Origin of the sequence: Priestia sp. P5 (genome assembly GCF_029522155.1) — a bacterium.
Lineage (GTDB): Bacteria > Bacillota > Bacilli > Bacillales > Bacillaceae_H > Priestia > Priestia megaterium_E.
Genome location: NZ_JAKWFJ010000001.1, coordinates 1958405 through 1983749, shown reverse-complemented (window position 1 = coordinate 1983749; position 25345 = coordinate 1958405). Strand labels below are relative to the sequence as shown.

General features: G+C 35.3%; 18 protein-coding genes and 1 pseudogene. 4 read left to right on the top strand and 15 right to left on the bottom strand.

The features are described 5' to 3' along the window. Nucleotides 1-319: 319 nt before the first annotated feature. The 5 genes from MMB69_RS10790 to MMB69_RS10770 form a co-directional block, all read right to left on the bottom strand. Nucleotides 320-4789, bottom strand: a complete 4470-nt coding sequence (locus MMB69_RS10790; protein ID WP_277447698.1) for a PGAP1-like alpha/beta domain-containing protein — start codon at nt 4787-4789, stop codon at nt 320-322. A gap of 621 nt (nt 4790-5410) precedes the next feature. Further along, the gene (locus tag MMB69_RS10785) at nt 5411-8230 is read right to left on the bottom strand and encodes a zinc-ribbon domain-containing protein (protein WP_277447697.1); all 2820 of its coding nucleotides are present in this window, start codon (nt 8228-8230) and stop codon (nt 5411-5413) included. A gap of 577 nt (nt 8231-8807) precedes the next feature. Beyond that, nucleotides 8808-9056 (bottom strand): hypothetical protein, encoded by a 249-nt coding sequence (locus MMB69_RS10780; RefSeq protein ID WP_277447696.1) that lies wholly within the window; start codon nt 9054-9056, stop codon nt 8808-8810. Nucleotides 9057-9237: 181 nt separating this feature from the next. Beyond that, nucleotides 9238-9804, bottom strand: a complete 567-nt coding sequence (locus MMB69_RS10775) for a hypothetical protein (RefSeq protein WP_277447695.1) — start codon at nt 9802-9804, stop codon at nt 9238-9240. After that, nucleotides 9805-10038, bottom strand: coding sequence for a hypothetical protein (locus tag MMB69_RS10770; RefSeq protein WP_277447694.1), 234 nt, complete (start codon nt 10036-10038; stop codon nt 9805-9807). Nucleotides 10039-10498: 460 nt separating this feature from the next. Between MMB69_RS10770 and MMB69_RS10765 the strand changes: the two are divergent. Then, nucleotides 10499-11648 (top strand): annotated as a pseudogene (locus tag MMB69_RS10765) (IS3 family transposase). Nucleotides 11649-11809: 161 nt separating this feature from the next. On the opposite strand, the gene MMB69_RS10760 reads toward MMB69_RS10765, so the two are convergent. From MMB69_RS10760 to MMB69_RS10750, 3 genes are read right to left on the bottom strand one after another with little or no spacing between them, the layout of a single operon-like run. After that, nucleotides 11810-12205 carry a hypothetical protein gene (locus MMB69_RS10760; protein WP_277447693.1) on the bottom strand — a complete coding sequence of 132 codons (396 nt, stop codon included), beginning with the start codon at nt 12203-12205 and terminating at the stop codon, nt 11810-11812. A gap of 20 nt (nt 12206-12225) precedes the next feature. Further along, nucleotides 12226-13611, bottom strand: coding sequence for an FAD-dependent oxidoreductase (locus MMB69_RS10755; RefSeq protein ID WP_277447692.1), 1386 nt, complete (start codon nt 13609-13611; stop codon nt 12226-12228). Nucleotides 13612-13666: 55 nt separating this feature from the next. Beyond that, the gene (locus MMB69_RS10750; protein WP_277447691.1) at nt 13667-14209 is read right to left on the bottom strand and encodes a DUF6423 family protein; all 543 of its coding nucleotides are present in this window, start codon (nt 14207-14209) and stop codon (nt 13667-13669) included. Between the two features lie 811 nt (nt 14210-15020). Between MMB69_RS10750 and MMB69_RS10745 the strand changes: the two genes are divergently transcribed. Beyond that, nucleotides 15021-15932 (top strand): hypothetical protein, encoded by a 912-nt coding sequence (locus tag MMB69_RS10745; RefSeq protein WP_277447690.1) that lies wholly within the window; start codon nt 15021-15023, stop codon nt 15930-15932. A gap of 564 nt (nt 15933-16496) precedes the next feature. On the opposite strand, the gene MMB69_RS10740 is transcribed toward MMB69_RS10745, so the two are convergent. The 7 genes from MMB69_RS10740 to MMB69_RS10710 form a co-directional block, all read right to left on the bottom strand. Next, on the bottom strand, nt 16497-18209 hold the full coding sequence (locus MMB69_RS10740; protein ID WP_277447689.1) for a TcaA NTF2-like domain-containing protein: 1713 nt from the start codon (nt 18207-18209) through the stop codon (nt 16497-16499). Between the two features lie 79 nt (nt 18210-18288). Continuing rightward, nucleotides 18289-19197, bottom strand: coding sequence for a phosphotransferase (locus tag MMB69_RS10735; protein ID WP_277447688.1), 909 nt, complete (start codon nt 19195-19197; stop codon nt 18289-18291). A gap of 98 nt (nt 19198-19295) precedes the next feature. Then, nucleotides 19296-20624, bottom strand: a complete 1329-nt coding sequence (locus tag MMB69_RS10730; protein ID WP_182006067.1) for a 6-phospho-beta-glucosidase — start codon at nt 20622-20624, stop codon at nt 19296-19298. Between the two features lie 39 nt (nt 20625-20663). Continuing rightward, the gene (gene celB / locus MMB69_RS10725; RefSeq protein ID WP_277447687.1) at nt 20664-22016 is read right to left on the bottom strand and encodes a PTS cellobiose transporter subunit IIC; all 1353 of its coding nucleotides are present in this window, start codon (nt 22014-22016) and stop codon (nt 20664-20666) included. 11 nt (nt 22017-22027) lie between these two features. After that, on the bottom strand, nt 22028-22333 hold the full coding sequence (locus MMB69_RS10720) for a PTS sugar transporter subunit IIB (RefSeq protein WP_277447686.1): 306 nt from the start codon (nt 22331-22333) through the stop codon (nt 22028-22030). Nucleotides 22334-22595: 262 nt separating this feature from the next. Further along, nucleotides 22596-23078 carry a hypothetical protein gene (locus tag MMB69_RS10715; RefSeq protein ID WP_277447685.1) on the bottom strand — a complete coding sequence of 161 codons (483 nt, stop codon included), beginning with the start codon at nt 23076-23078 and terminating at the stop codon, nt 22596-22598. Between the two features lie 56 nt (nt 23079-23134). Beyond that, nucleotides 23135-24067, bottom strand: a complete 933-nt coding sequence (locus MMB69_RS10710) for an ADP-ribosylglycohydrolase family protein (protein WP_277447684.1) — start codon at nt 24065-24067, stop codon at nt 23135-23137. Nucleotides 24068-24216: 149 nt separating this feature from the next. Between MMB69_RS10710 and MMB69_RS10705 the strand changes: the two genes are divergently transcribed. After that, the gene (locus MMB69_RS10705) at nt 24217-24705 is read left to right on the top strand and encodes a DinB family protein (RefSeq protein WP_014459715.1); all 489 of its coding nucleotides are present in this window, start codon (nt 24217-24219) and stop codon (nt 24703-24705) included. Between the two features lie 46 nt (nt 24706-24751). Then, on the top strand, nt 24752-25318 hold the full coding sequence (locus tag MMB69_RS10700) for a DUF6434 domain-containing protein (protein ID WP_277447683.1): 567 nt from the start codon (nt 24752-24754) through the stop codon (nt 25316-25318). Nucleotides 25319-25345: the final 27 nt, after the last annotated feature.

The following is a 25345-nucleotide window of genomic DNA, read 5'->3' as shown; positions in this document are numbered from 1 at the left end:
TTTGCTTATTCTATAATCGCATTTGCACAAACTTTCAGCTATTCCATATTAATTTTTTTGTTCAAAAGTAACCATACTAGTAAACAATTGTTTTATCATTTTGTTAAAAATTAACAAATGCACATCAATTCCAACGATTCCCCGCTTCCCAAGCAACAGATTCGTCTTAAATAATTTAATGTAAATGTATAAATGTCTAATCCTCAATTAGTTTGCATCCCTCAGTTACTTAGAAACTTCATAATTAAAGCCGCCTTTTATCCTTATTATATTAATATGTCTTTATGAATAACTATGTTTTTCTCTTTAAATTTTTAGCTTACTCATTAGAAGGTAAACGTTGTATTACTTCAGAAATATCTTTACTACTTTGAAGCATAATATAATACTTAGATTCTAAATCTTCAACAAACAAATGTAAAAAATTTATAAATTTAAGGTGTTTGTTATCTCTGATGAAAACTTCTAATACTGTTTGGACTTCATTGAAATATTGCTTTGATTTCAATGCAATATTTGTTAGTGCATTTTTAATTTGAACATCTAGAGGATTAAATTCATCTTGTTCAAAGCCCTCGGTATAACTTAAAGTAAGTAAATCCATTAAGTAAGGTAACGCTTCAATTACTTGCACATTAGCTAAACTCACAGGGTCTTTTATTAAGTTTCTACGTTCAACTTGTCTCTCTATCCAACCAACATAAAATTTCAAAGCCTCAATATTTTGCAACTTAATAAGGAAACTTATCGATTTTAATTGTTCTTCTTCTAAGTCTGACTCTCTCATTACAGAAAGTAAATATGTTTCACATTTGACGCCTATATCATTATCAAATATCTTTTTTATAACCTCCCATTTAAAATCATCATTAATATTTGTTAATTTACTAATTAGAACCTCTCTATCCTGAGATAATTCCAGATATGTTTCTAAAGCAGTAGTTCTAGTTGTAAAACTTCTAGTCGAATCAGAAATCGCCTCTAAAGCATAGGGTATTACATCATAGATAGAATGTCTTTTACAAAAATCCAAATGATTATTTAATATATCGTCCAATTCAATCCCATTTTGTAAATTCACCCAAACTTTTTCAGACATTTCCTCAATATCAAGATATTGTTCTAAGTATTTTATTCCCAATAATTGACTATCTTCTATCCAATCAAAAGAAATCATATCAAACATTATCTTTTTTGGATAAGTTAAATTATATTTCCTTAAGAAGTACCAAAAAATTATTGCTTCAACGCTTGTAGTAATTCCTCCATTTTCCGCTTGTCTGCAAGCCGTGTTAAAATCGACAGAATCTACATTTTTAATACACCAGTCTGAAACCCACTGAACTTGATCGTCAGTAAGCTTAACTTCTGACGAGGAAGACATTATTTCGTATATCTTAATTATAGTGAAGGTATTCCAATCAAAATTCTCAATAATTTCAATTACCTTCTCATACAATGCAGGTTCACTTTCTGCTATGTGATATATTTGATCAATAACAATGGTAGAATAATTATTCCTTTTTCGTCCTCCTAGCCTTATGTCTACTAGCTCGTCTTGGGTAAAACTTTCTTTCCCTTCATTCTCGTATATAACTTGAACTTCTTTAAGGAATGTCTCTTTATTAAATAACAAAGCAATGTCATGTTTCAAACTTTCTCTACGTTCCTGTTCATAGTCTCTAGTCGGAGGAAGGATAAATTTATTACCTGAAATTTCATTCATACATTTATTAAATGTCTTATAAAGGTATTCAGTATATATTCCTTGCTGTATTGTCCAAATATCCTTATCGGATAGTTCATGTTCCAAATATTTTTGTGACACAAAATCAATAGAGTGTGTATCAATTAAAAAGCCTAGTGTTCTTAAGCTATCTTGATCTACACGTTGCTCAAAAAGCAATTCTATAGCTTTATGCCTTGTCTGACTTTCATCGAAGAAAACAGAAAATTCCTTTGCCTCTTTAGTCCAATATTTTTTGTGGAGAGTTTTAAATAGGCTGAAGGCTAAATCAAAAATTTCAATATCATTTTTGTAAGCTATCGAAGAATTAATGCCGATAATTTCAAATATATCCCCTGATAAATCTTGGATTTTTTCGGTATTTTCATTAAAAAACTGCAAAATTTTAATCATACTTGAAGGGGATTTTACTGTTTTAAGTCCTTTTTCTAGCTCTACCTTTTCATCAATTAACCTTGACTCTGACCTACTAAAATTAAATTTAACATATTTTATTCCTTCCAAGAAAACGTCAATATTCTCCTCAATATGATTATGCTCAGCTAAATATCTGTATAAATAAGTACGTAACATATCATCCGATGATTCTCTTATTTTGGATACTATCTTTTCAACTTGCTCAGAAGATCCCCACTTATACTTTGTCAGTACTCTTAAAGCTGTACTTCTGACCGCTCGATGCTCTTTGTGATTAACTACTATGTCAGTCAATCTAATACTCAGAATAGACTTCTTGGAAATAGGAATCTTCATAAATTCCAATAACCTTAATGCATTTATGCGCGATGTATAGTGACCTTTTAGAATTTTGTCCATTAAGAACTCTACATTAGGAAGAGTATTTCCGAAATTAGATAAACCTTTTAAATCAAATTTACCTCTATTGATCCAGATTTCTTTCTTTTCGTAATAATTAAAAATGTGCTGAAATATTTGGTTTCTTAGTGATTCATCAATTTTATCTAATTCAAACTGAATGACCATCTCAGGATCATTTTCACTAAGCCATTCTAATAATTCAATAAACCTTTTATCTTTACAGTCCATGATGCTCACTAAAAAAGATAAGGTATTTACCCAACTTGGGATCACTTTCCTATGCTCGGGTGAGAACGAAAGAAAATCCTTAATTGTTTCAAATTCCTGTCTTGATAAAATCCTAGCCGCCAGAAATTCCTGGAAATTATTGTGCTCAAATTGCCATCTAATTTCACCGTTTTCTTCACTCTTTTTCCATAAAGTACAATGTGTTAATAATTCTTTAGTTTTCTCATCTATAACTAAAGTGAATTCCTGATCTGTTAAATAATTTCTACCCAAATCTTCCATACTAAGTGCGACAGTTTCTAAAGAAACCATCAACCTTTGTTCCTCTTTACTCAGATCAATTGCGTTCTTAAAATGTTCTATATCATTATATAGACTTTCTTTTATTAAATCTTGATAAAGACCAGCCTTATTCTTCGGTAATATGCCAGACTTAAAATACCTATCGAGAATTCTTACTAGATAAAAAGGAATGCTTATGAGGCTTTTCATATTAGTATTCCCAATAAGCATATTAAATTTTTGTGCTTTTGTCCTTCCTAAAAATGAATCAATATATGAATCTACATTTTGTTGATTTAAATTGTAAAGTAAAAATGTATCAAAACCTTGTAATGTACCAGAAAAATGTTCATTCTCTGCTTGATAAAAGTTTTGCCTACACGAAACTATAATTTGCGCTTCTGGATGCTGTTCACTGAACAGCTCTATGTACTTTATTGCATCTTTTTTATAATGACTTTCAACTTCATCTAAACCATCAAGAATTATCAACAATCTATTGTCCGAAACTAAATTCCATTCAGCCCAAAACTCACTTATTACTTCATTTAAGCTACGGGGCACATACTTATTTAGCTTTATCAATATAGGTATAAATAAAGAAGACTCTTGTGAGCAAATAGCAGCAATGTGTCTCATTTCCACAGATTTCCCAGTACCCGCTCCACCTAAGAGAACTACATGTTTATTTTCCTTTACTACATCTAGCAGATCTTTAAAATCCTCGTTATTAATTAATAAAGAATTAGTATTATATTTTTCAAATTGTATTACTTTTCTTGGTATATGCCCTTCTACCATAGGGTAACTAAATGAAGGAGATAACCTAGAAGCTTGTGTATTATCATTTTCACTGCTTGAAACTTCTGATTGTCGAGATTCTAGAGAAAAACCAGAATTTCCATCTCTTTTTAAGGCAGCTTCTTCAAGAGCTACTTTGTCCTCCTCAATAAAGTTTATTAGTTTATTTTTAACCGTAGTATAAACAATTGAATCTTTACTCTCCGGCTTTGAAATTGTATAATGATCGTCCTGTTCACATAAAATACTTACTACCTCTCCGTTTTGCATCCCTATTGCGCTGGTAGGTGATACAACTCTATCAGCACCCCCATAGAAATATACTGTATAAGGTATTCCGGAGTACTGTCTAATCCACCTTCGAGTGATGTCCGTTAAGACTGTACTATTGTTTGATAAACCTATTAATTGATCATTTCTTTTATATAACATCTTTCCAATAGTCGCTAATTCAGCTCCATTATGTGGAACAGCTAAAGAAAAGAAAATCTTGACCCTTTCAGAGCCAGAAGCTAATTCATTAAGCAAATATGCCTTGGCAATAATTCCTCCCATGCTATGAGCGACAATAAAAATATTTTCATATGTAGAGCAATATTGATCAATAATAGATTTTAAAGAAACGCTAAGTTCATTTATTCCTAAGTTTTTGTGAGCTACTGAAGAAGGAGCTTGAAATATTCTTTTTATACCGTTATATACATTTTTAAACTTTTCGAAACTCACAAATTTTGTATAGTAGTTGATGATAGCAATATCAAAATTAACCGCAATTTCCTTTTCATCACGAAGCATTTGAGGAAAAGAAGGCATATTTTTTCGATTCCAAGTTTCTTGTCCTCCCATAAACCCGTGAATAAATAATATAATATTTCTATTATTAGCTGAATGAATAAAATCTATTTGTTTCATATACGTATGTTCCCCTTTTCATATTTCCATATGGATACTCACTATCCAATAACCAAAGAAGATAGTCACTTTAATCAATAGATTAAAGGTTATACAAGGTTGCTAATGCTTATCTTAACAATTTGTTTATTTCCAAAAAGTTATTAAATTAACTTAAATTTACATGTTAAGAAAAATAAAACTCAACAGAGCCATTTTATTATAACAAAGAGTTAGACAATTATAGTATAAGATTAAGTTATTTAATTAACCTTCCCTATTTCCGTGAGCATTTTTACCCTGAAGCTTGGTTAATTGCTTTCTTATGCTTTTAGCATTATTTTTTAATAAAGCTACTTGGTTACAATATCTTAATTTTCAAAACGTATTATCCCATTCTTTTATGTGTGCATACAAATTATGAAGAAATAAAAATTAAAAGGCTCCTGATTTCATTTAAGTTTTATCCTTTTTTATTAATCATAAAAGTAAAATAATATACCATTATATGTATCGTGATCAAAATGTATCCTGACTATAGAGAGGTGGTATTTGGTCTAAAGCTTATACCACCTTTCTTCATATCCCTATTAACAGATAGGTCAGTTATCAAGCAAATCAAGGTACTTCTACAACTTTTCTTTATCGTTTTTCTTTGGCACAACGAGGGCAACCTTGACCCTTGTTACGATTTTTAATTATAGCTTGCCAATGATGCCTACATTTTTTACACTTCCACCATACTTTTTTATGAGAATTTGGGGTAACTTTGGATGGTTCCAGGGTATTATTGTCATAATCCCATTCTTCTGTCAAAACTTTATTCTGACTTGCCAAATCATTGTATCCAGCTAATACCCTTTTACTTGCACAATATGGACAGCCATTTCCTTTATGGTATCTGTCACTAATCTTTGCATCCCATTCGTGTCCACAACTACTTTTCCACCAAACCTTTTTTGATGAACTATAGACAACATCGGTTGATTTAAGGTTAATGTTTTTTGTTGGATGCCACTCTTTAGCTATGTCCGGGCATTTAAATGCCAAGTCATTAAATCCAATCTCAACCCGTTTGTTTGCGCATACCGGACAACCATTCCCTTTACTTCTGCTCCAAATAGAGGCTTGCCATTCATGACTTAACTCGCACTGCCACCAAACCTTTTTACTTGAACCAATAGATACCATTTCAGGTGTTAACATCCTATTCTTATTGTAATTCCATTCAGCAGCTAAGGCAGGATTTTTTGTTGACAAATCATTATATCCGGATAAAACACTGTGTCCCGAACAAATGGAACAACCACTTCCAGCAACACGGCTTGAAACAACAGCTTTCCATTCATGACCTAATTTACATTTCCACCAGACTTTTTCTCTAGAACCAGCAGATATGGAATCGGGTAATATATTAATATTCCTGTCATAATTCCATTCCGTAATAAGCAATGGATGCGTAGCTGATAAATCATTATATCCCTTTAATACTGATTGTCCGGCACAAATTGGACAACCACTCCCAAGTACTCTACTACTAATCACAGCTTTCCACTCATGACCCAACTCACACTGCCACCAAACTTTTTTATCTGAACCACACTTAAAATATGAAGGCTTTAAAACTCCATTTTTTGTAAGATGCCATTCTTCTGACAACTCTGGATATTTCAATTGTAAGGAATTAGTTTTTTCATACATATCTATACACTCATATATCGCTGTCCTGTCCGCTTCTATGCTTATGGCAATGGAAGCTACTCGAATATGTTTATGTAATACAATCCATTGTATAATGTGTTTTATGCTCTCTTCGAGTTCTTGTTCCGATAAATCATCAAGATGGTAGTAATATGTATTTACAAGATGCTCAGTCGGCATAGGGCAGTTAGGTTCCCGAATCCTAATAAGAGTAATTCCGTTCTCATGGCATAGCTGATCTTTACGTCTATCTTTTGCAATGTTTTTATGCCAATAATGCCCATCATACTCGATTCCTACATTCAGAGACGGAATGAAAATATCAATTTCCATCTTGCCAATAAAATTGAATTTTTGGTTTTCTTGTGCATCCTCAAACACTTGTTTAATATAAAAGAATATACATTTTTCTGGAAAAGAGGTTTGTCTCTCTTTTATACAACGAGGACAGCCCCCTCCTTTAGTTCGTCCGTGAATAACAGCTTTCCACTCATGTCCACATTTACTACACCTCCACCAAACTTTCTTGTTTGAGTTCACTGTTATTTCATAAGGAGTATAGTCTGTGTTTTTTTCATAATCCCATTCTGATAGCAAATCTTTATATTTATCACCGAAAGATCCTCTATTTTGTAACAATCTTTCATATCGATTTTCTTTTGCTTTTATCTTCCCGCAAATTGCGCAACCGCTTCCTTTACTTCTGTTTGATATTGATGCTTTCCATTCATGTGCACATTTTTTACACTTCCACCAAACGATTTGTCCCGATGAACGTGTCATATCGTTCGGAGTTAATTTACCATTCTTTTCGTAATTCCATTCAGAAGCAACTTCTGGAAAATGTACAGCAAAAGACCCCCTTTTATTTAAATATCCTTTTCGTACACCTTTACCCCTATTAAGTTGAGCACATTGTGGGCAACCTCGGCCTAAACGATTTCTATTACTTATTACAGCCTCCCATTCATGTCCACTTTTACATACCCACCAAACCTTTTTGTGTGAGTTTGCAGTGACCATTGTCGGTAATAAAGGGGCATTCTTATTTAGGTGCCACTCCTTTGCTAAATCCGGATTTTGGGATTCTAAATCGTTAAATCCTGCCAATATTCTTTTGTTCGAACAATATGGACATCCCTCACCATTTGCTCTTTTATAAATTGCTGTTTCCCATTTATGTCCTTTTTCACACTTCCACCATACCTTACGGCTTGATTTTCCAGCAATTTCATAAGGATTGACACCTATATTCCTCTCATAATCCCACTCAGCCAGTAATTCTGAATGTTTATCGCCAAATGACCCTCTGTCTTTCAATAATTTTTCATATCGAGTATCTCTTGCTTTTATTCTTCCGCAAATCGGACAACCGTTTCCTTTACTTCTGTTTGATATTGATGCTTCCCATTCATGTCCGTGTTTATCAATCCACCAGACTTTTCTCCCGCTGCTTCTTGTGCAATCTTCTGGACGCAATTCACCGTTCTTTACTGGATGCCATTCCTCTATCAAATCAGGGCAGAGTGTGGCTAAATCAGTTTCTCCTTTTATTGCACGTTTCCCCGCGCAATAAGGACATCCACTTCCGCTTACTCTGTGGTCTATTCTAGATAGATATTCGTGCCCTTTTAAACATTTCCACCAAACCTTTGTTCTGTTTGCACAAGTCAAAGCGTTCGGATTAAGATCCCTATTCTTTTCAGAGTTCCATTCTGTCATAAGATGAGCATTATCACGCAAATATTTCTTTTCTTCCATAATTCACCCCTCATATTATGTAGCATGATTAAATACCGATTTTATTCTTTTATATCTCATCTGATCTTATCATACAGCAGATGAGATAAGTCGAATCTATCGTTATAATACCAACTTAACTTTCATAACAATTAATAACATTAAATGGAGTGATTAACACCATATAATTGTAAGTAGTTCCAATAACGTTGAGAAAAACCAATCTACAGTATAATCTAGTAATAGAAATTATACCTTTAATACCAATGAATTTAACACCAAAAAGGCTGGGATTAATCCGTACCTTTTTGACTGCAATGTATAATTCTTATTGAACAAAAACATCCCATTGTTGCTACTCTTACATAGATTTTTTGTTACTAAACTAACTTTTTTAATCATGGTTGGTTTACTACTTGTAAGAGGCGGACTATAGAGCAAAAAAAGTAAAGCCAAATCTGACTTTTCCAGATTTGACTTTACTCCTGTCTAAAGAGGTCTATCGAAAATAAAATGAAGGGGATAAAAGCATGTTCCTTATATACATTTTTTCTTGACCTAACTTTTGGTTACTCATTTAGTATTTTATAAATTCTGTTTACCTCTTCTCTAGTCTCCTTATCATAACCCCAAAGAACCCCCCCCTATCAGTTAGCTCATATTGATAACCTTTACCAATAATGTCACCACTGAACTTATAGAATTGATTCTGATAAATTCCGTATTCTTCTCTTTTATAAGGTTCTAAAGCTAATAATATTATCCTTTTGGCTCCAACTTCAAGCAATAAATTCCTAACTGTTTCAAATGAAATACCTTTTGTAAGGTAATTATCTATTACACACACAACTTTCCCTTTCACTCTTTTAGAGTAATAGGGATTCAGTACAAGAGAATCGAAGTGCTTTTTATACCTTAACGTATAGAAGGGTCTGTTTAACGACTCTTGGTTACTGTGTGTCTAATAAAATAATGATTGAGACATTTTTCTACCTGTTAGATAAAGAAACTTGAAACTGTTATTTTTTTTATAAATACGCTTCCAATCTATCAGCCCATCCTTTAATAAAGATTTTTTCCAACCAAATATCTTTTAATGTTTTATCGAGCTCGACTTGGTAAAAATCTAGATATTCTTTTATTTTGTTAATCTTTCTAATGTATCTTTCATCATACCCGTACCAAGCTTGAATCATTTCCTTCGAATCAATGCCCAGATGTTCCTCACAAAAAGCCTCAAACGCTAATAGAAAAGCCTGAACTTCACTAACTATTTTGATTTCATCATTTATCCCTTGCACTTTGCTATTAAATCCTTTAAGAATCTTCATAATAGATATTATTTTGTCATATTCTAAAAGCTGAATTATAAATATTGTTACAATGTCCCTAGAAGTCTCTACTCTTTCTGCATAAGCGTGATCTGATTCAAAATAGGTAAACTTCGGACAGGAATTTACTAACTTTTCTCGCTGCCCCTCATCACCGTTTACAAATGTCTTGATAACCATTTTAAAACGTTCTTCAGCACCTAATCTTGAGTACATTTTTTTGTTCATTTTTTTTAAAACATTAATATTATTTTTAATACTCACTTATTTGTTACTCCCTTCCAGTCTTTGTACTACTTCCTTGAGTTGTTCCAGTTCCTCTTGCAATTCCCCCATTTCCATACTTTTTAGTGCCGTGTTTGATAGAGAATTTAGAGCTTTTGCCTTCTCGTTGGTCATTTCTCCATTAGTTAATAAATGATTAATCACTCTTGATAACATTCTTCTAACGTCTTTAGGCTTATTCAACCTTAGTTCATTTTTATACAGCGGAGCCATTTCTTCACTCCTCCTAAAAAAGCTTTAACTCAACTACTCTTGCTATAATTGAAGTACATTTTTTAGAAAACTTTATTACATTAGTTACTTTTTAATGCGTAAAAACTCCACCCATACACCACCAAAAAATGCTTCAATTTTCAAGTTATATTCTCTTTATATGAATATACATTTTACTTTGGGGAGAATAAAATCAAATGTGTTGCCAATAGCTATTGTATTGTTACTGATAATAAGTTTCTCTCCCTGTTTCCTGTCCTACTTTTTTATCCCTTTCAAAAATAACTAATATCTCCTGCTTATAATCTCCTATACTAGCTTCAATTAAATAAGAGAGATATTTTTCTTCTTTATTTTTATAACACTTTTAAATTGGAACTAAACATATTGGAGTTAGTACCGTTTCATGGACACCATTTAATTAAGTCCTTACAATTATTTTTGAGAGGATGTATCCGAAATGGAACGTAAACGTGCAGGCAAAAAATACAATGATGAGTTTAAGAAAACCATTGTGGATTTATATCATGCGGGAAACTAGGTTAAAGATTTAAGCAATGAATATGGCGTATCAGAAGTAACAATCTAAAAATGAGTGAAGGTATTTACACCTATCAGTTCAGAACAAGGCTCTCTAACACCGAAAGAATTAGCGGAGATTCAGAAGGAAAACTTTCAGTTAAAACAAGAATTAGATATTCTAAAAAAGGCTATGGCCATATTCACGAAAAAGTAACCGAAGCAGAACTCAAGCATTTTATTGAGAAATATAAAGAGCAATACAGCGTTCAGAAAATGTGCGAAGTGTTAACGATTCCAAGAAGCAGCTACTACCACTCGTTCAAAAAGACGGTGTCAAACCGCGAACAGGAAAATCAGAAGCTGACGAAAGAAATGCAACGAATTTATTTGAAAAGTAGAGAGCGTTATTGTGCTCCGAAAATTCATAAGATCTTAGTAAACAATGGGTGTTATCTAAGTCTAAAGCCTGTTCAGCGCTTAATGAATCAGGCAGGAATTCGTTCGATTACGAAGAAAAAATACCGTCCCTATCTGTCAAAAGAAAAGGTGATACAACTGACTAATCTGTTAAAACGAGATTTCGCTACACAGACGATTAATGAAAATGGGTAGCAGATATTACGTATATTCCTACGGTAAGAGATGGTTAGTGCTATTTGCTGTTGGTATTAGATTTACATTCTAAAAAAATCGTTGGCTATTCTTTTTCTCGTTCAATGACATCTGAACTGGTTATTGAAGAACTTCAAAACGCCTACGCTGCTCAAAAGCCCCGAAAGGGCTTACTTCTTCATACAGATCTTGGCCCACAATACCCCAGTAGTGAGTTTACCTAGCATGTTCACAAATACAAGATGAAGCAGTCCTTCAACCAGAAAGGCTGTCCTTATGATAATGCCTGCATAGAGTTGTTTCATTCCATATTAAAGAAAGAAGAAGTGTATCATACGCAATACACAGACTATTCAGCTGCAAAATTAGCCATGTTTCAGTTTATAGAAGGATGGTATAACCGAAACAGAATCCATATTAGCCTCGGCTATCAAACCCCTCAAGCGATTGAGGATCAAACGAGAAAAACAGCCTAAGACTTAACTTTCTTGTGTCCAAGTTATTGACTCAAATCCAGTTTTAACAATAAGTAATGTTAGATAATAAAAAGACACTATGCACATTCTTATAGTGTCTTTTTCCATGTAACTTTTCATTTTTACGTGTCGGAGATTTCGATTTATCAATCACCAAAATATCACAAACCTCTAACTATCATCACTGATACTAATAAAGGAACTACAGGGTTATAATACCCTTCTTCTAAACATAGTTTCTTTACCTTTTTAAAATTTAATTTTATCTCGTTTCTTGGATTACCATGCAGTGGATAATAGCTGTCCTTAATTTTACTAGTCAGGTCATATACTTTTTTCTCACCAATTTTTTCTAGGTATGAGGAAGTATGAATATTATTGTTAGAATGGTGATTAAGGATTTCTACGGTTTCCATTACACTACTTATATCAGTTGACAAGGTAGCCATACCTAATGCCTTGTATAAATAATTACTTTCATATGCCAAAAGCGTTAAACCTATTTCTCCTACTTCATGCAACATAAAGTTATTATTTCCTTTTGTAATTAACTTCAAGGAAAACACTCCCTTCTTACTTAACCTGTTATAGCACCTGTAGTACCAAAAAATGAACGCCTTACCCTATTGATACTATTATTCAAATCGTTACTGTATAATATATTAGATTTATTTTCTTTATTAACAATATCTATAAGGATTCTTTCACTCGCTAGACGCGCTCCATCAATATTTTTAGCTGCCGGCCCAAGACTTAGAATACTATGTGTACTTGCAATATACAGGTTTGATCCTTTTGCTACTTCTAAGGTTTCATCTATCAAAATAGGGAGTCCTTTCTTAGTTAAAATATCAAATTGAATTGACGGTAACTTTGAAGGAACAAGACCGTTGGATAGTACAACAGCATCTACATGAATTATTTCTTTATTTGACAGTTGAATTTTATCTAAAGCAACTTGTTTTTCAATTACAGTATGCTCATAGACCTTTAGTGAGCCTCTTTTTTTAAAATACCTAAAAAGATAAAAGTGTTCTAACATTGCACTCCCATGAAAAATTTCTTTCAATTTAAGCTCTCTTTCAGGAATACTTAGTTTCATAAAAGAGGATAAACCTTCATCACGCCAATATTCATGAGGTATATCTGTACACTTATATATTTCTTCATTTCTTATAATCCAATTTACTTTTTTACCTCGTAACAGAGCTGATAGTATAACGTGGGCTGCAGTATTTCCAGAGCCAACTACACATATGTCTTGATTTTTCTCACTTAAATAATCATTAATAGAGGTAGATAAACTATTAAATAAAGGTACTGTCATAGGTGGGATTTGATTAGAATTACTGACTTTACTTCCTAAAGCCAGTATTACATATTTAGATTGAATTAAGTTATTATTGTCATCCTCAATAATCCAGCTGTCACCTTTTTTATAAATTTCTTTTACCTTGAATTTATAAGCGTTTGTGTGTAGACTATGTTTAATTACTACATGTATAGTATGGGACAAAAAGAAGTCTAAAGGTGGTATAGCTCTTTCACCTAATCTATCTAGATAAAGTTGATGTTTTTCTGCACGAGATAGCTTTTTATAATTTAGCCGTGCAAAGTCGCTCAATGATAAATCTTGTGAAGGACCCGTATGGTGTTTGTAGGGACTGCGCATAACCTTTTGGTTTATATTTCTCGTTCTTTCAATAAATTGTTTAGCAAAGTAATCATTTTCATCTAATATAATTAAGTCTTCGTTTCTAAACCCTAGATGCCACGCTTTTGCTGCAATTGAAATTCCGGCTAGACCTGCACCTACAATAACTAGCTTAGTTTTCTTGGGTAAATCACTTGCTTCTTTAAACTTTAAATGTTCATATTCAGCTCTATTGCCAAATTCCTCTGTGAAAATACTTAAGTTTTTCTCCATTTTTAATAAGGAATCGCAATCATTAATAACCCTCACTTATCTATTCACCCTTTCTTAGACAATATACTCTCCTTTAGAAACATTCAATTTATTAAAAATTCTTATCAGGCTCATTAATTTTTGTTACTGGTGCTATAATTTCTATTTTAGGAAATTGCTTACCAAAATCTCCATTCGTGAGCATTGTATTAATAAAATTACTTGCTCCATGTCTAGAAGTTAAGCGATTGTGAGAACCAGTAAAAATTTTATTTTCAATATTTACCTTTACATACTTTAAAATAGCATCTCCAGGTCTAACTTCACTTTTATCTTTATCTTCGCCACCACTGTAAAACACAACGGTATTTTTATCACGAAGATAGCGAGAGTTATTAAAATTTTTACTCATGAGTAATTCTGGCTGTTTATCTTTCTCTACTATAGTAGTACCTTCTCCTAAGTTTATTTGCCATGCTATCCACGGCTCATCAGTGATATTTACTTCCGCCTTAATCACGGTCCATTCTCCATTGCTAGGAACAGGAACTTTTAAAATGATTGTATGATCATTACGATCGATACACCCAGTTACTAAAATAACTCTATTTTTTTCATCAATTGCTGCTCCCATATGAATATCATTTGCACGCATATATATTACCTCCATATTTAATGAATAGTAACATTTTAGACAAATAATTAAATATTGATTCTCTTCCACCAGAATTATTTATGTTTATTAAAATTTTTTCATTTCTAAATATTTAACATTGTCATTTATTATAGAAAAGAAAATCTGCCTTTTTATAGACAAATAATACTTAGATAAAAAGCTAAACGTTTCCTCTTTTAATTCGGCAGCAGTTTCATTTTTAATAAAAGACTTAGGTTATTTCTATATGTTAGCTTTTATGAATCTTAAATAATTGTTTTGTGGCAGCGAGACCATTAGATTCTGTCTCTATTAATGAATAAAGTCAAAATGTGATTTACCTATATATTCTGCTCAACTTTCAAAAGTAGAGCAGTAGACCCGACAGTGAAAGTGAAAGGTAAAAACATAATCATAAAAAGAGGTCATTATATATTATTATTGCCTTTCTTTCAACTTCCATCATATTTTTATGTTTTTGAGGCACCCATAACATTTTTGTTTTATTACACGATCACTAGATTACACTGTATAATTTGTAGGGGTAGTGCCTTAAAAACGAATCACTTGCTCTCCTATAGAAATATATATAATTTATTGCTTGACCAAGGAATTTTTAAAATCGCTCTTTTAGAGTTTTCCAATATGCTCAAACATGATTTTTACTGTATCAATACTCCTTATGCAAAATAAAAAAGTCATCTTAACGTTTCTTCCTTCTTTTTTCTTCCACTGAAATGTTGTGATTTTATAATACTGTTTGAATATAATTATTAAGGTTAGGCATGCAATGGTAGGAGGAGATTTTCACATGAAAGAAATCTATGGTCTACGCTACCGCTTAATTTTGACATTTTTAGCATTAGTCATTGGAATCATCATCGCTGGATTTTGGAATTATAAAGTGGTTGACGGTTTTGGGCATCACATAGCAGACCGAACAATCGGTAATACCAATAACCTTGCCAGTACTTTCAGCGAAAATGGAACAGGATTCGGTTTCATCTTTGCCTGTGTAGCAGGGCTAGCTGCTACTTTTACCGCCTGCAACTGCGTCGTTTTTGCTATGATTCCAGGGCTTACTTATTCTAACCACCATTTCTCCCGAAAAATGGCAATTCGAGCTTTAATCGTTTTCATAACTGGAGTACTTGCTATATGTGCTTTCTATGGATTTATTATCGGTTTACTCACCCCCGGTAAGGTCGATATGTTAAATCAATCAAATATTCGTATAAATCAAGCTGAAATAACCTTTAGTCTTATTGGTACAGCTATGTTAATTTGGGGTGTAATTAGTTTTGGGTTTTTGAATCGTCTGCTCGTTCTCATCCCATTAAAAATCCGTTATTTTTTGGCAAATCCATTTACAAAATCTGCTATTATGGGTATATTTGTAGGGCTTTTTTCAATAGGTCGACCGTTTCCGGTATTTCGAGATTTTCTTACTTATGCTGCTGCATCTAAAAATCCATTTTATGGGGCGGCCGTAATGAGTATGCAAGGGCTGGGACAAATTGCAGTCATGGTATTACTATTTCTCATCATTATCTTTATTTTCGGAAAAAAACTTATACAGTGGACAGAAAGAAAGCCTCACCAACTAGAACTTATTAGTTCAATTGCTCTAACTACAGGAGGCACATATTTCATCTACTATTGGGGTATCTCAAGAATATTAGATATTGGTGGTTGGGGATTTAAGTTCGGATGGTATCAATAAGTTAAAAAGGAAGGGATCTATTCATTATTCACAGTTAAGGCTAGGTATTATTAAAAAAATAATAACTCACAACATAAGTATAAATTACACCTCTCCAGTTTTTTGAGATAGATGAACTGAAAGATACCGATTCACAATTCTTAAATATAAAATTAAGATTTTCTCGTCGATAGTTATTAAGACCTTAACACCATTGAAGGAAGCCATTTCATTTATATAGTGCTAGACTAAACGAAAGGAATAATTAATGCATTGTCTCTAGCCGCTAGAATAGAAATTTATAATAGGGAGATAGGGATTTTTAATTATGGATGAATTGTAATATTGGGGACAACTGGGGGACACAAATAAACAAACTGTCCCCAATTACCTCATCCTAAATCTTATATACTAAAAAGCCCACCCCGTTATATCAACAGTTTCAAACTCAATCTGTTATAATCCGAATTAATGTTTATCTCTGGCAGCGTAGCAGTCACTCAAAACACTTCCCTCTCCCCCAACCACAATAACCGCTAGCCCTCAAAAGGAACTAGCGGTTATTCATAATCTCTCAGAAACCATTCACTCCTCCACCGGCTTCTGCTCATCTGTTAACGTATCAATTTTAGTAATTTGAAGTTTGTCTTTGCCAGCGACTTTAACATGATAAATTCGTTCTTTTTTAAACTGCGTGCTCGCGTCATATGAGTCAGTAAATGTGTACACTTCGCTTGTATAAATGTCGTAGGTCCCATCATCATGTGATTCTGTTTTTGTCACGAGAAACTGATCGTTAGCAAACGATACGTTTTTGCCGGCGAGTGATGTGATGTAGCTTTTCAGCTGTTTATACACTGGCTGATTCGAGTCGATATAGGGTGCCATCCCACTAAAGTCTCCACTGTTTAAACTTGAAAAGTAAGCAGCTTTATAGGAGATAAAAAAGTTTTCAAGATCCGTTTTGCTTACAGAATCTGGTTTGACCTCTTCATTTTTTAACGGCTTCGTGCTGGGCGTTTCTTTTATATCTGAGCTTGTTTCTGCCGTTTGATTGTCACGATTCATGTATACAATCGTAAGTAACAAGAGAAGTCCAATAATGATTCCTATTATAATAGGAAAAGTGCGTCGTGATGCTTGCTGCTTTTTGAGCACGGGAAAGTCTGCGTAGGATGGCAGTGTAACAGGTTCTATATCTACCTTTAACCGAGCTAACGGCTTTGGCATCTCCGTGCTTTTTATACTGTTAAGCGGCTGAAGTGCTAAAAATTCTTCGTAGGTAACAATAAACTCGTTTACTGCTATTCCTTTATACATGCCGTAAATTCGGTTCCATAGCTCTTGACACCGAGTATCCTTTATATCTTCACTCAGTTCGTTAAAAAATGGTCGTGATTTTTTAATAAAAGCCGCTAGCCACGTTTGATGAACGTCGACTTTGTGGACTGCATGTAGGTCGTTAAGTGATTGCTTTAACTTGGCGTGTTCATTTGCAACGTTTTGGCTAATGACTTCCATACTGCATTCCGTTTCTTTCAGTACAGTAGAAAGACTCTTACTCATTTTTTCTTGTAGCGCATCAAACTGGCTGCGAATATCAGGCCAGTGCAGTTCGAGTAACTGTTTTTGTGCAGTCGTGGCTTTTCGAATACTTTCATTTAGCTCATGCTGCTTTGTGCGAAAGGCGGTCGCTTTTTGTTTGGTCACCAATTTGTTTTTGCTTAGCTGATGCCATTCTTGCTTCAAGCTCTTGTCTTCTTCGAGTACTGTGGCTATCGCTTGTTTTACATGTTCATGCTTTTTTTGAAAGTCAACGAACGCGGGCAAATAAGCATTCCAGCTTTCCTTGATTTCTTTTAGCAATGACGTGTTAGCATGTTTTTCTGTTAGTTGAAAAAAGTCGTTTCTAAACGCTACCATATCCGCTTCAGAAATGCGTTCTTTTCCGAAAAGCTCTGTCACATTCCTATGTATGCTTGTTAACTGTTCAATCTGTCTCATATTGCTTTGACGCTTGTTTATGTACTCCGGATAGTCGCTTGAAAGAAACGTCACCATTGTATATTCACTGTTGTTCATGTTGTACTCTGTCCGTTCTTTTTCCAGTTCGTCATACACTTTCTGCAGATGACGTTCTACTATGGAGAGAAATTTTTCTTTGTCCATCCCGTCTACTTCTTCTTTTAGCATGTTTAAAGATTCCGTTTCTCCAATAAGAGATTCCTTTTCTTTATATAGCTGTATCCACCTTTCTAGTAAATGTGCTGCTGATTCATTCCAGTGGCTTGTATTCATCTTTTGCTTCACCTGTTGTTTTTATTTTTATCCTTTCTTAACTATACAGGAATTGAACAGAAATTCTATTACAGTTTTGTTACTCTTGAAAAATCAGGTTCAAGCTTTCTAGAGCCGCTTCTAGCGTTTGTTTGTCTCCTTGATCGTAACTGTGTGCCACCAGCACTACGGTTGTAAATACGGCTTTCCATTTTGCTAGTCTGTGTGTTTCTTCGTCCACTTCACCGTATTCTTTAAAAAACCGTGTTCTTCCTTGAGGAGGTAAAAAGCTATAGGCAATCGCTAGGTCAACTGCTGGGTGACCAATATGAACATCCCCCCAGTCAATAATGCCTGAAACCATATTGGTTTGATTAACAATCATGTTTTTAATATGAAGATCTCCGTGAACTAGTACATGTTTTTCTTGATAGTGAATTTCTTGTATGTCATTTACATAGTCTTCAAGAATTTCTTGTTTTGAATAAAGACTACGCTCTTTCATTTGCTTGACATATTTCTCTAGCGCCGACTTTCGTTTCATCATATCAAGCCGATTTAACTCATCAAACGGGACGCAGAGCTTTTGGGCTTTTAAATGAGGATAGTGATGCAGCGTGCGAAGAAATCTTGCTAATACAGAAGCTGATTGTATGCGCTCTTCTTCTGTTAATCTTGCAGGCGGATTTCCTTGCACGTAGTGATATCCCGTAAAAGGCCAAGGATAGCCTGCATTCGGCTTACCGAAAAAAATGGGCTCTGCAATGGATAGCGGCAACTGAGAAGCAAGGCTTGGTAAAAGCTGATTTTCTGTTTTTAATAGTCCTACTGCGAGTTCTCGTCTAGGAAACCTGAAAACAAACCGGTCGTTTACTTGATAAACCGTATTGTCAAAGCCGTAGCCAAGCAGTGAAATCGCAGCGGGCGCAAGTTCTGGAAACTGCGTTTCGATTAGCGTTTTGGCAAACGGTGCTGATACAATTTGTTCTGCATCCCATGCATTTGGCACTGTGATCACCTTTCTTTGATGTTGATTTTGTATCTAAAGTATACTATAAAAATGAAAAAACCTCTGACTCGTTGTCAAAGGTTTTTTCACTATACGTATTAGACATTCACCGAGTTAAAAAACTGCGGTAAATGAGATTTATGCGCGTCTAGCATTTCGTCCAAGAGCTGCTTGGCAATAGTATCAGATGGGACTAACGGATTGATTGTCATTGCAACAAGCGCGGTATTGTAATCTCCCGTAACGGCTGCTTCGGCCGCCACTCGTTCAAAAGATTTGATTTGCTGAACAAGTCCTCGAACAGCTACAGGTAAATCACCGACTGCAATTGGCTTTGGCCCTTCTTTTGTAATCACACAGCTCACTTCAACAGCAGAATCATTTGGAATACTGGCGATTGCCCCATTGTTAATGGTATTTACAGGCTGAATATCGCCTTTATCATTATAGATAGATGAAATTAAGCTGCAGGCTGCATCGCTGTAGTACGCGCCTCCTCGCTTTTGAAGCTGAGGCGGTTTAATTGCAAGATTAGGATCTTTATAGAGCTCAAATAAGTCTTTTTCTAACGCGCGCACTACTTCAGCTCGTGTACCTTCGAGCTCAGCTGCATTTTGTTCTTCTTGCAGCATCTCGTTTGTTTTATAGTAATAGCGGTGATACCCGCATGGAATAACCCCTAGGCCTTTAATAAAGTCAGGATTCCACGAAATCCCTTTGATATTTCGCATAGACATCGCATTCGTCGGGTCTGCCATAGCGTCAATCACTTGATCTTTTACGCTCACTCCGTCTAAAAAGACATCTAATCCAAAGACCATATGATTCAACCCGGCAAAGCTAACTTGTACCCGGCTTTCGTCTACTTCTAGCGCTTTAGCAATCCCCATGCGAATACCGATTGGCACGTTGCATAAGCCCACTACTTTTTTATGATTGCTATAGCGTAAAATGGCTTCTGTCACCATACCAGCTGGATTCGTAAAGTTTACAAGCCACGCATTTGGACATAGTTCTTCTATATCTTTCACAATACTTAAAATCACAGGAATTGTGCGCAGCCCTTTGAATAAGCCGCCCGGTCCATTTGTTTCTTGCCCAATCACGCCGTATTTTAACGGAATTCGTTCATCTTTCATTCTTGCGTCTAACAATCCTACGCGAAATTGTGTAGTGACAAAGTCGGCATCTTTTAACGCTTTTCTTCGATCCAACGTAAGATGAATATCAATTGGGACTCCTGCTTTTTCGACCATTCGTTTTGCCAGGTTTCCAACAATCTCTAGCTTTTCTTTTCCTTCTTCTACATCTACTAGCCAAAGCTCTCGTACAGGCAGCTCGTCATAGCGCTTAATAAATCCTTCGACAAGCTCCGGCGTGTAGCTTGAACCTCCGCCAATGGTTACAATTTTAATTCCTTTTGTCATTTGAATCCCTCCGCTATAATGAATGATTTAAAAAATACGTTATACAATACTTTGCTGTTCTTCTTTTACCGGTGAACGATCACGATCTATAGAAGCTCCGGTTTCTTCTATAAGTTTTTGTTTGTCCCACATTTTAAAGAATGGAAAATAGACGCCAAACGATACCACCATTAGCACAAGCTGCAGAATAGCTCCTGATATGCTTCCTGTAATTAAGTAGCCGCTAATCACCGGCGGCATTGTAAACGGCGTGACAATTCCTATTGGCTTTGCAACGAGGCCTATATCCATCGATACATACGTAATGATGACCGATAGAAGCGGCGCTAAAATAAACGGAATAATCATAATCGGATTTAATACGATAGGCATTCCAAAAATAACAGGTTCGTTGATATTAAAGAAGCCCGGTCCGATGCTTAATCTTCCTAGCTGCTTCATTTGCTGGCTTTTCGCAAACAGCACCATCGCCAGCACAAGAGAAAGCGTAGTGCCGGACCCTCCTACAAACACAATATCGTTAAATTCATTCGTTACAATATGCTTCACTGGCTCACCAGAAGCAAGAGCGGTTGCGTTTTCCGTTGTTAGCGTAAGCCATACAGGCGTCATGACAGAACCAACAATCGTCGCACCGTGTAGCCCTGTACTCCACATAAGAGTAATTAAGATAAAAATCAGAATCGTACCGACTAAGCTTGTACCAATATGAGTTAAAGGCTGCTGCAGTAAAACCGTCACGACATTATGTAAATTCCCCAAGTCTCCGACGTTTTCTACAAGCAAACGCAGCGCCCATATAACCATTACAGCTCCAAATCCTGGTATTAAAGCTGAAAATGAACGAGCGACAGCTGGCGGAACGGTTTCCGGAAGCTTAATCACAATATTTTTTTGAATAATCTTCCGGTAAACTTCTGTTGCAATAATAGCTATAACCATCCCCACAAAAAGGCCTTTACTTGTAAACATAGCCGTTTGGTAAGCTGTTTCGACCATAGCCGTTCCATCTGCGTTTTCTCCAATCGTATACGAAACAAAAGGTGTACCGACAAAGAAAGCAGCTAAAGACACTGCACCTGAAGCAAGTGCATCCACTTTATACGATTCTGCTAAGCGATAGGCAATCCCGAACGTAGCTACTAAAGCCATAATTTCAAACGTTCCTCGGTACGGGTATAAAATGCTTGCTTTTAGCTTAGGATGTTCTGTTAAAAAATCTGTGTAGGCTTGAAAAGGCAAATTGGCTAAAATTAAGAAAAGTGAACCGATAATAATAAGCGGCATCGTCAGGACCATACCGTCTCGTAATGCTTGAAGATGACGCTGCTGGGCAGCTTTGCCAGCAAGCGGCATAATATATGTTTCAAGTACACGATTCATTTTGCTCAATTGATTCCCTCCTATTTCGAAACTAACTGCTCAGCAGATTTTAGCACTTCTTCTCCGTTACACATTCCGTAATGAACCGGATTAATAACCTCTACTGGAATTCCTTTTTCCTCTCCTAACTTTTTCATTTGAGGAAGCAAGTAGCGCACTTGCGGACCTAAAAGTAAAATATCTGCATCATCAATATGATTTCTAACCGCGTCTCCTGGTACTGCCCAGATTTTGCACGTTATCTCTTTTTCTTTTGCGCTTTTTTCCATTTTAGTCACTAACAAACTTGTAGACATCCCTGCTGCGCAGCATAGTAAAATATTCATTTCCAATTCCCCCTTGATCAGTAATTGATTAACATCCATAAATGAGATAAGTATCTTGCTAAGATGTTTTCTTGTTACCTTCACTATATATTGAAAACGCTTTCAATTGAACGCAATATTTTTCCGTTGCTAAAGGAAAAATATTGTTTGAATATTCTTTAAATTTAAAAGGAAAGGGATTGTAAATCAGATTGAATTGTGGTAGCTTTTTAAAAAATAATAAGCAGCTCACCCATCTAGGTAAGCTGCTTATCGGCCTTTATTATAACCCAGTAGAAATTGTCTCCTGATGTGAGATCCCTAGGTGGCGGTATGAGATGGTTACTTTTTGTATACTTATATTATCTGCAAGAGAAAGCGCATATATCTGATCACTTTCTTTTCCTTTGTGCGATCTTTCTAGCTGTTCGTCAGGGCCTGTATGCGGCTGCAGCTTCACACTTTGCAAGTTCTTAAACGTATAGCCTTTTGTTTCTTCGCTAGTAAAGTCTCCAAGAAGGAACCCTTTTTTATCATTGCTTACTTGTATTTTTGCATATTCGGGCGTTTTGTTTCCGTTGATACGGATTTGTTCTATTTGAATATCTCCTAGAGAACTCTTATTACCTATAGAAATCAGCTGAACTTTTTTGTTCTTGGCAAAGCCAGCGGCTTTAGCCTCCAACGACGCACTCATTTTTACAAATGTATATACTCCAGCAAATACGATAATCAAGATACTAGCTATAAGAAAAATCTTTTTCAAAAAAACACTCCTTACCTTACTTTTTCATGAAATACAGCTTCTGTTCATTGTCTTTTTCATATACACGCATCTGCAAATCTCTTACAAGCTCCTATCAACTCTTCTTTTTTAGCAAGCTGACAAACCCACGCTTCAGGAATACCATCCAGCTGATAATACATTCCTGCTAAAGTACCCGTAATAAAGCCAATTGTATCGGTGTCTTCTCCTAAATTCACAGCAGTAAGTACAGATTCTTTGTAGTCATCACTTTGCAGAAAAGACCAAAGAGATGCTTCTAGCGAGCTGACGACGTATCCGGTTGACCCGATTTCATTTCTTGCTGCGTGGGGCAAGCTTAGGTTTAACACTCGTTCGTACGAAGAAAACTCTGTTTCATACTCCGTACCTGTTAACTGCTTTTGACAAAGATTTACCGCTTTTTCATATGCTTCAAAAGGCTGGTCGCCGTCAAGAAGACAAATAAGCAGCTCCACGTATATAATGCAGCCAAGCGTAGAGCGCACATGGCGGTGCGTGACGTGAGCAATTCTTTCTATTTCTTCTTTTCTTTTTGTAAAGCTAGGTTCATCACATAGTGTAAACGCAAGCGGAGCAATACGCATAAGCGCTCCGTTTCCGTTGTCGTATTCAGCGCTTCCTCCCCACTCTTCTTTAGGAAGCCCGCTTTTATAGCGGCGAATCGCTTCGCTTGTTGCGATGCCAATATCAAACATTTCTCCGTACGGCGTCCAGTAGCCATCCGACCAATAGTTTGCAAACTTTTGCATCAAATCATATTCATCTTGTTTGTCTATTAAATTATCAATCAAGCACATCGTCAGAGATGTATCATCTGACCACGTTCCTTTAGGCTGGTTGTATGTACCGTAGCCTGTCATAGTTGTGATCCGAAATGTATCGCGTTTTTTAAACTCAACTGGAACGCCTAAAGCGTCTCCGACAGCTCCTCCTAGAATTGTAGAAAGTACTTTTTTATGTAGCGTCATGTGATCAACTCCTTTCTATTATTGTAATTGTTTGCTTTTGGAATTTACAAGAGATCTCTTGCCTAGATGCTTTTTCTTCTTTTTACAAAGGAATTTACAAGCCTTAATCTAATTTAGTAAGAGGTAAAAAAACATGTGAGGTGTGGTAGATGATTCATTTTTTTGAATATAATTGGCAAGTGAGAGATGAATGGTTTAGCTGGTGTTATCAACTTTCTAGAGAAGAACTGTTGAAGAAGCGGACTGGAGGAACGGGAAGCATTTTACAAACTCTGTTTCATATTATTGATGTGGAAGACAGCTGGATACGCGCCATCCAAGGTAAACCAGATATCGTTCTTTCTTTTGAAGAACACGATACGCTCGAAAAGCTTCAAGCACTCTCTTCCGCACATAGACCCGAAATTGCCGACTTTCTAAGTCATTTGAATTTTTCCAACAAAAGGTACGTAACAGTCCCTTGGGATTCTACTTCTTACACGGAAGCTGACATTTTGCATCACATCATCATTCATGAAATCCATCACATCGGCCAGCTTTCTATTTGGGCAAGAGAGGTGAATAAACAGCCTATTTCTTCTCACTATGTAGGAAGAAACATAAAAGACATTCCTTCATACTTCTCTAAAAACAATTGACCAACAAGAACAAACGTTCTATAGTAAATATATGGAGGTGAAAACGATGCGACCTGAACTTACAAAAGATTTACTTATCAAAGACTTTACCGATTTTTACTGGCTCAAAACCGAGCTGCAGCAATTTTGTCGAGAAAACAACATGAGCTCGTCTGGATCTAAAATGGAACTTTCAAAAAGAATTGAAGTGTTTTTAACAACCGGTGACACTCAACAATCAAAATCACCTTCTAAAAAACGCTCGTCCTCTAAAACGAAAGCTCCGCTGACATTAGATAGCGTCATTGGAGAAAATCACCGCTGCAGTCAAGAAGTACGGGCTTTTTTTAAGAAAGCTATTCATCCTACGTTTCATTTTTCCACGTATATTCAAAACTACTTTAAAGAAAATGTAGGGAAAACCTATCGAGACGTGGTAAAAGCGTGGCATGAAGAAGAAAAACGAAAAAAGCAGCCTTCTTATCAAAAAGAAATTGCGCCTCAGTTTGAGTACAACCGCTTTATTCGCGATTTTTTTAACGATCCGAAAAACAATGGAAAAAGCCGCGATGATGCAATTGCGGCGTGGAAGCATTTGAAACTTCAGCCTGGAAGCAATCAATACCGCTCTTAAATCAAACTCTACATATAAAGACCATTA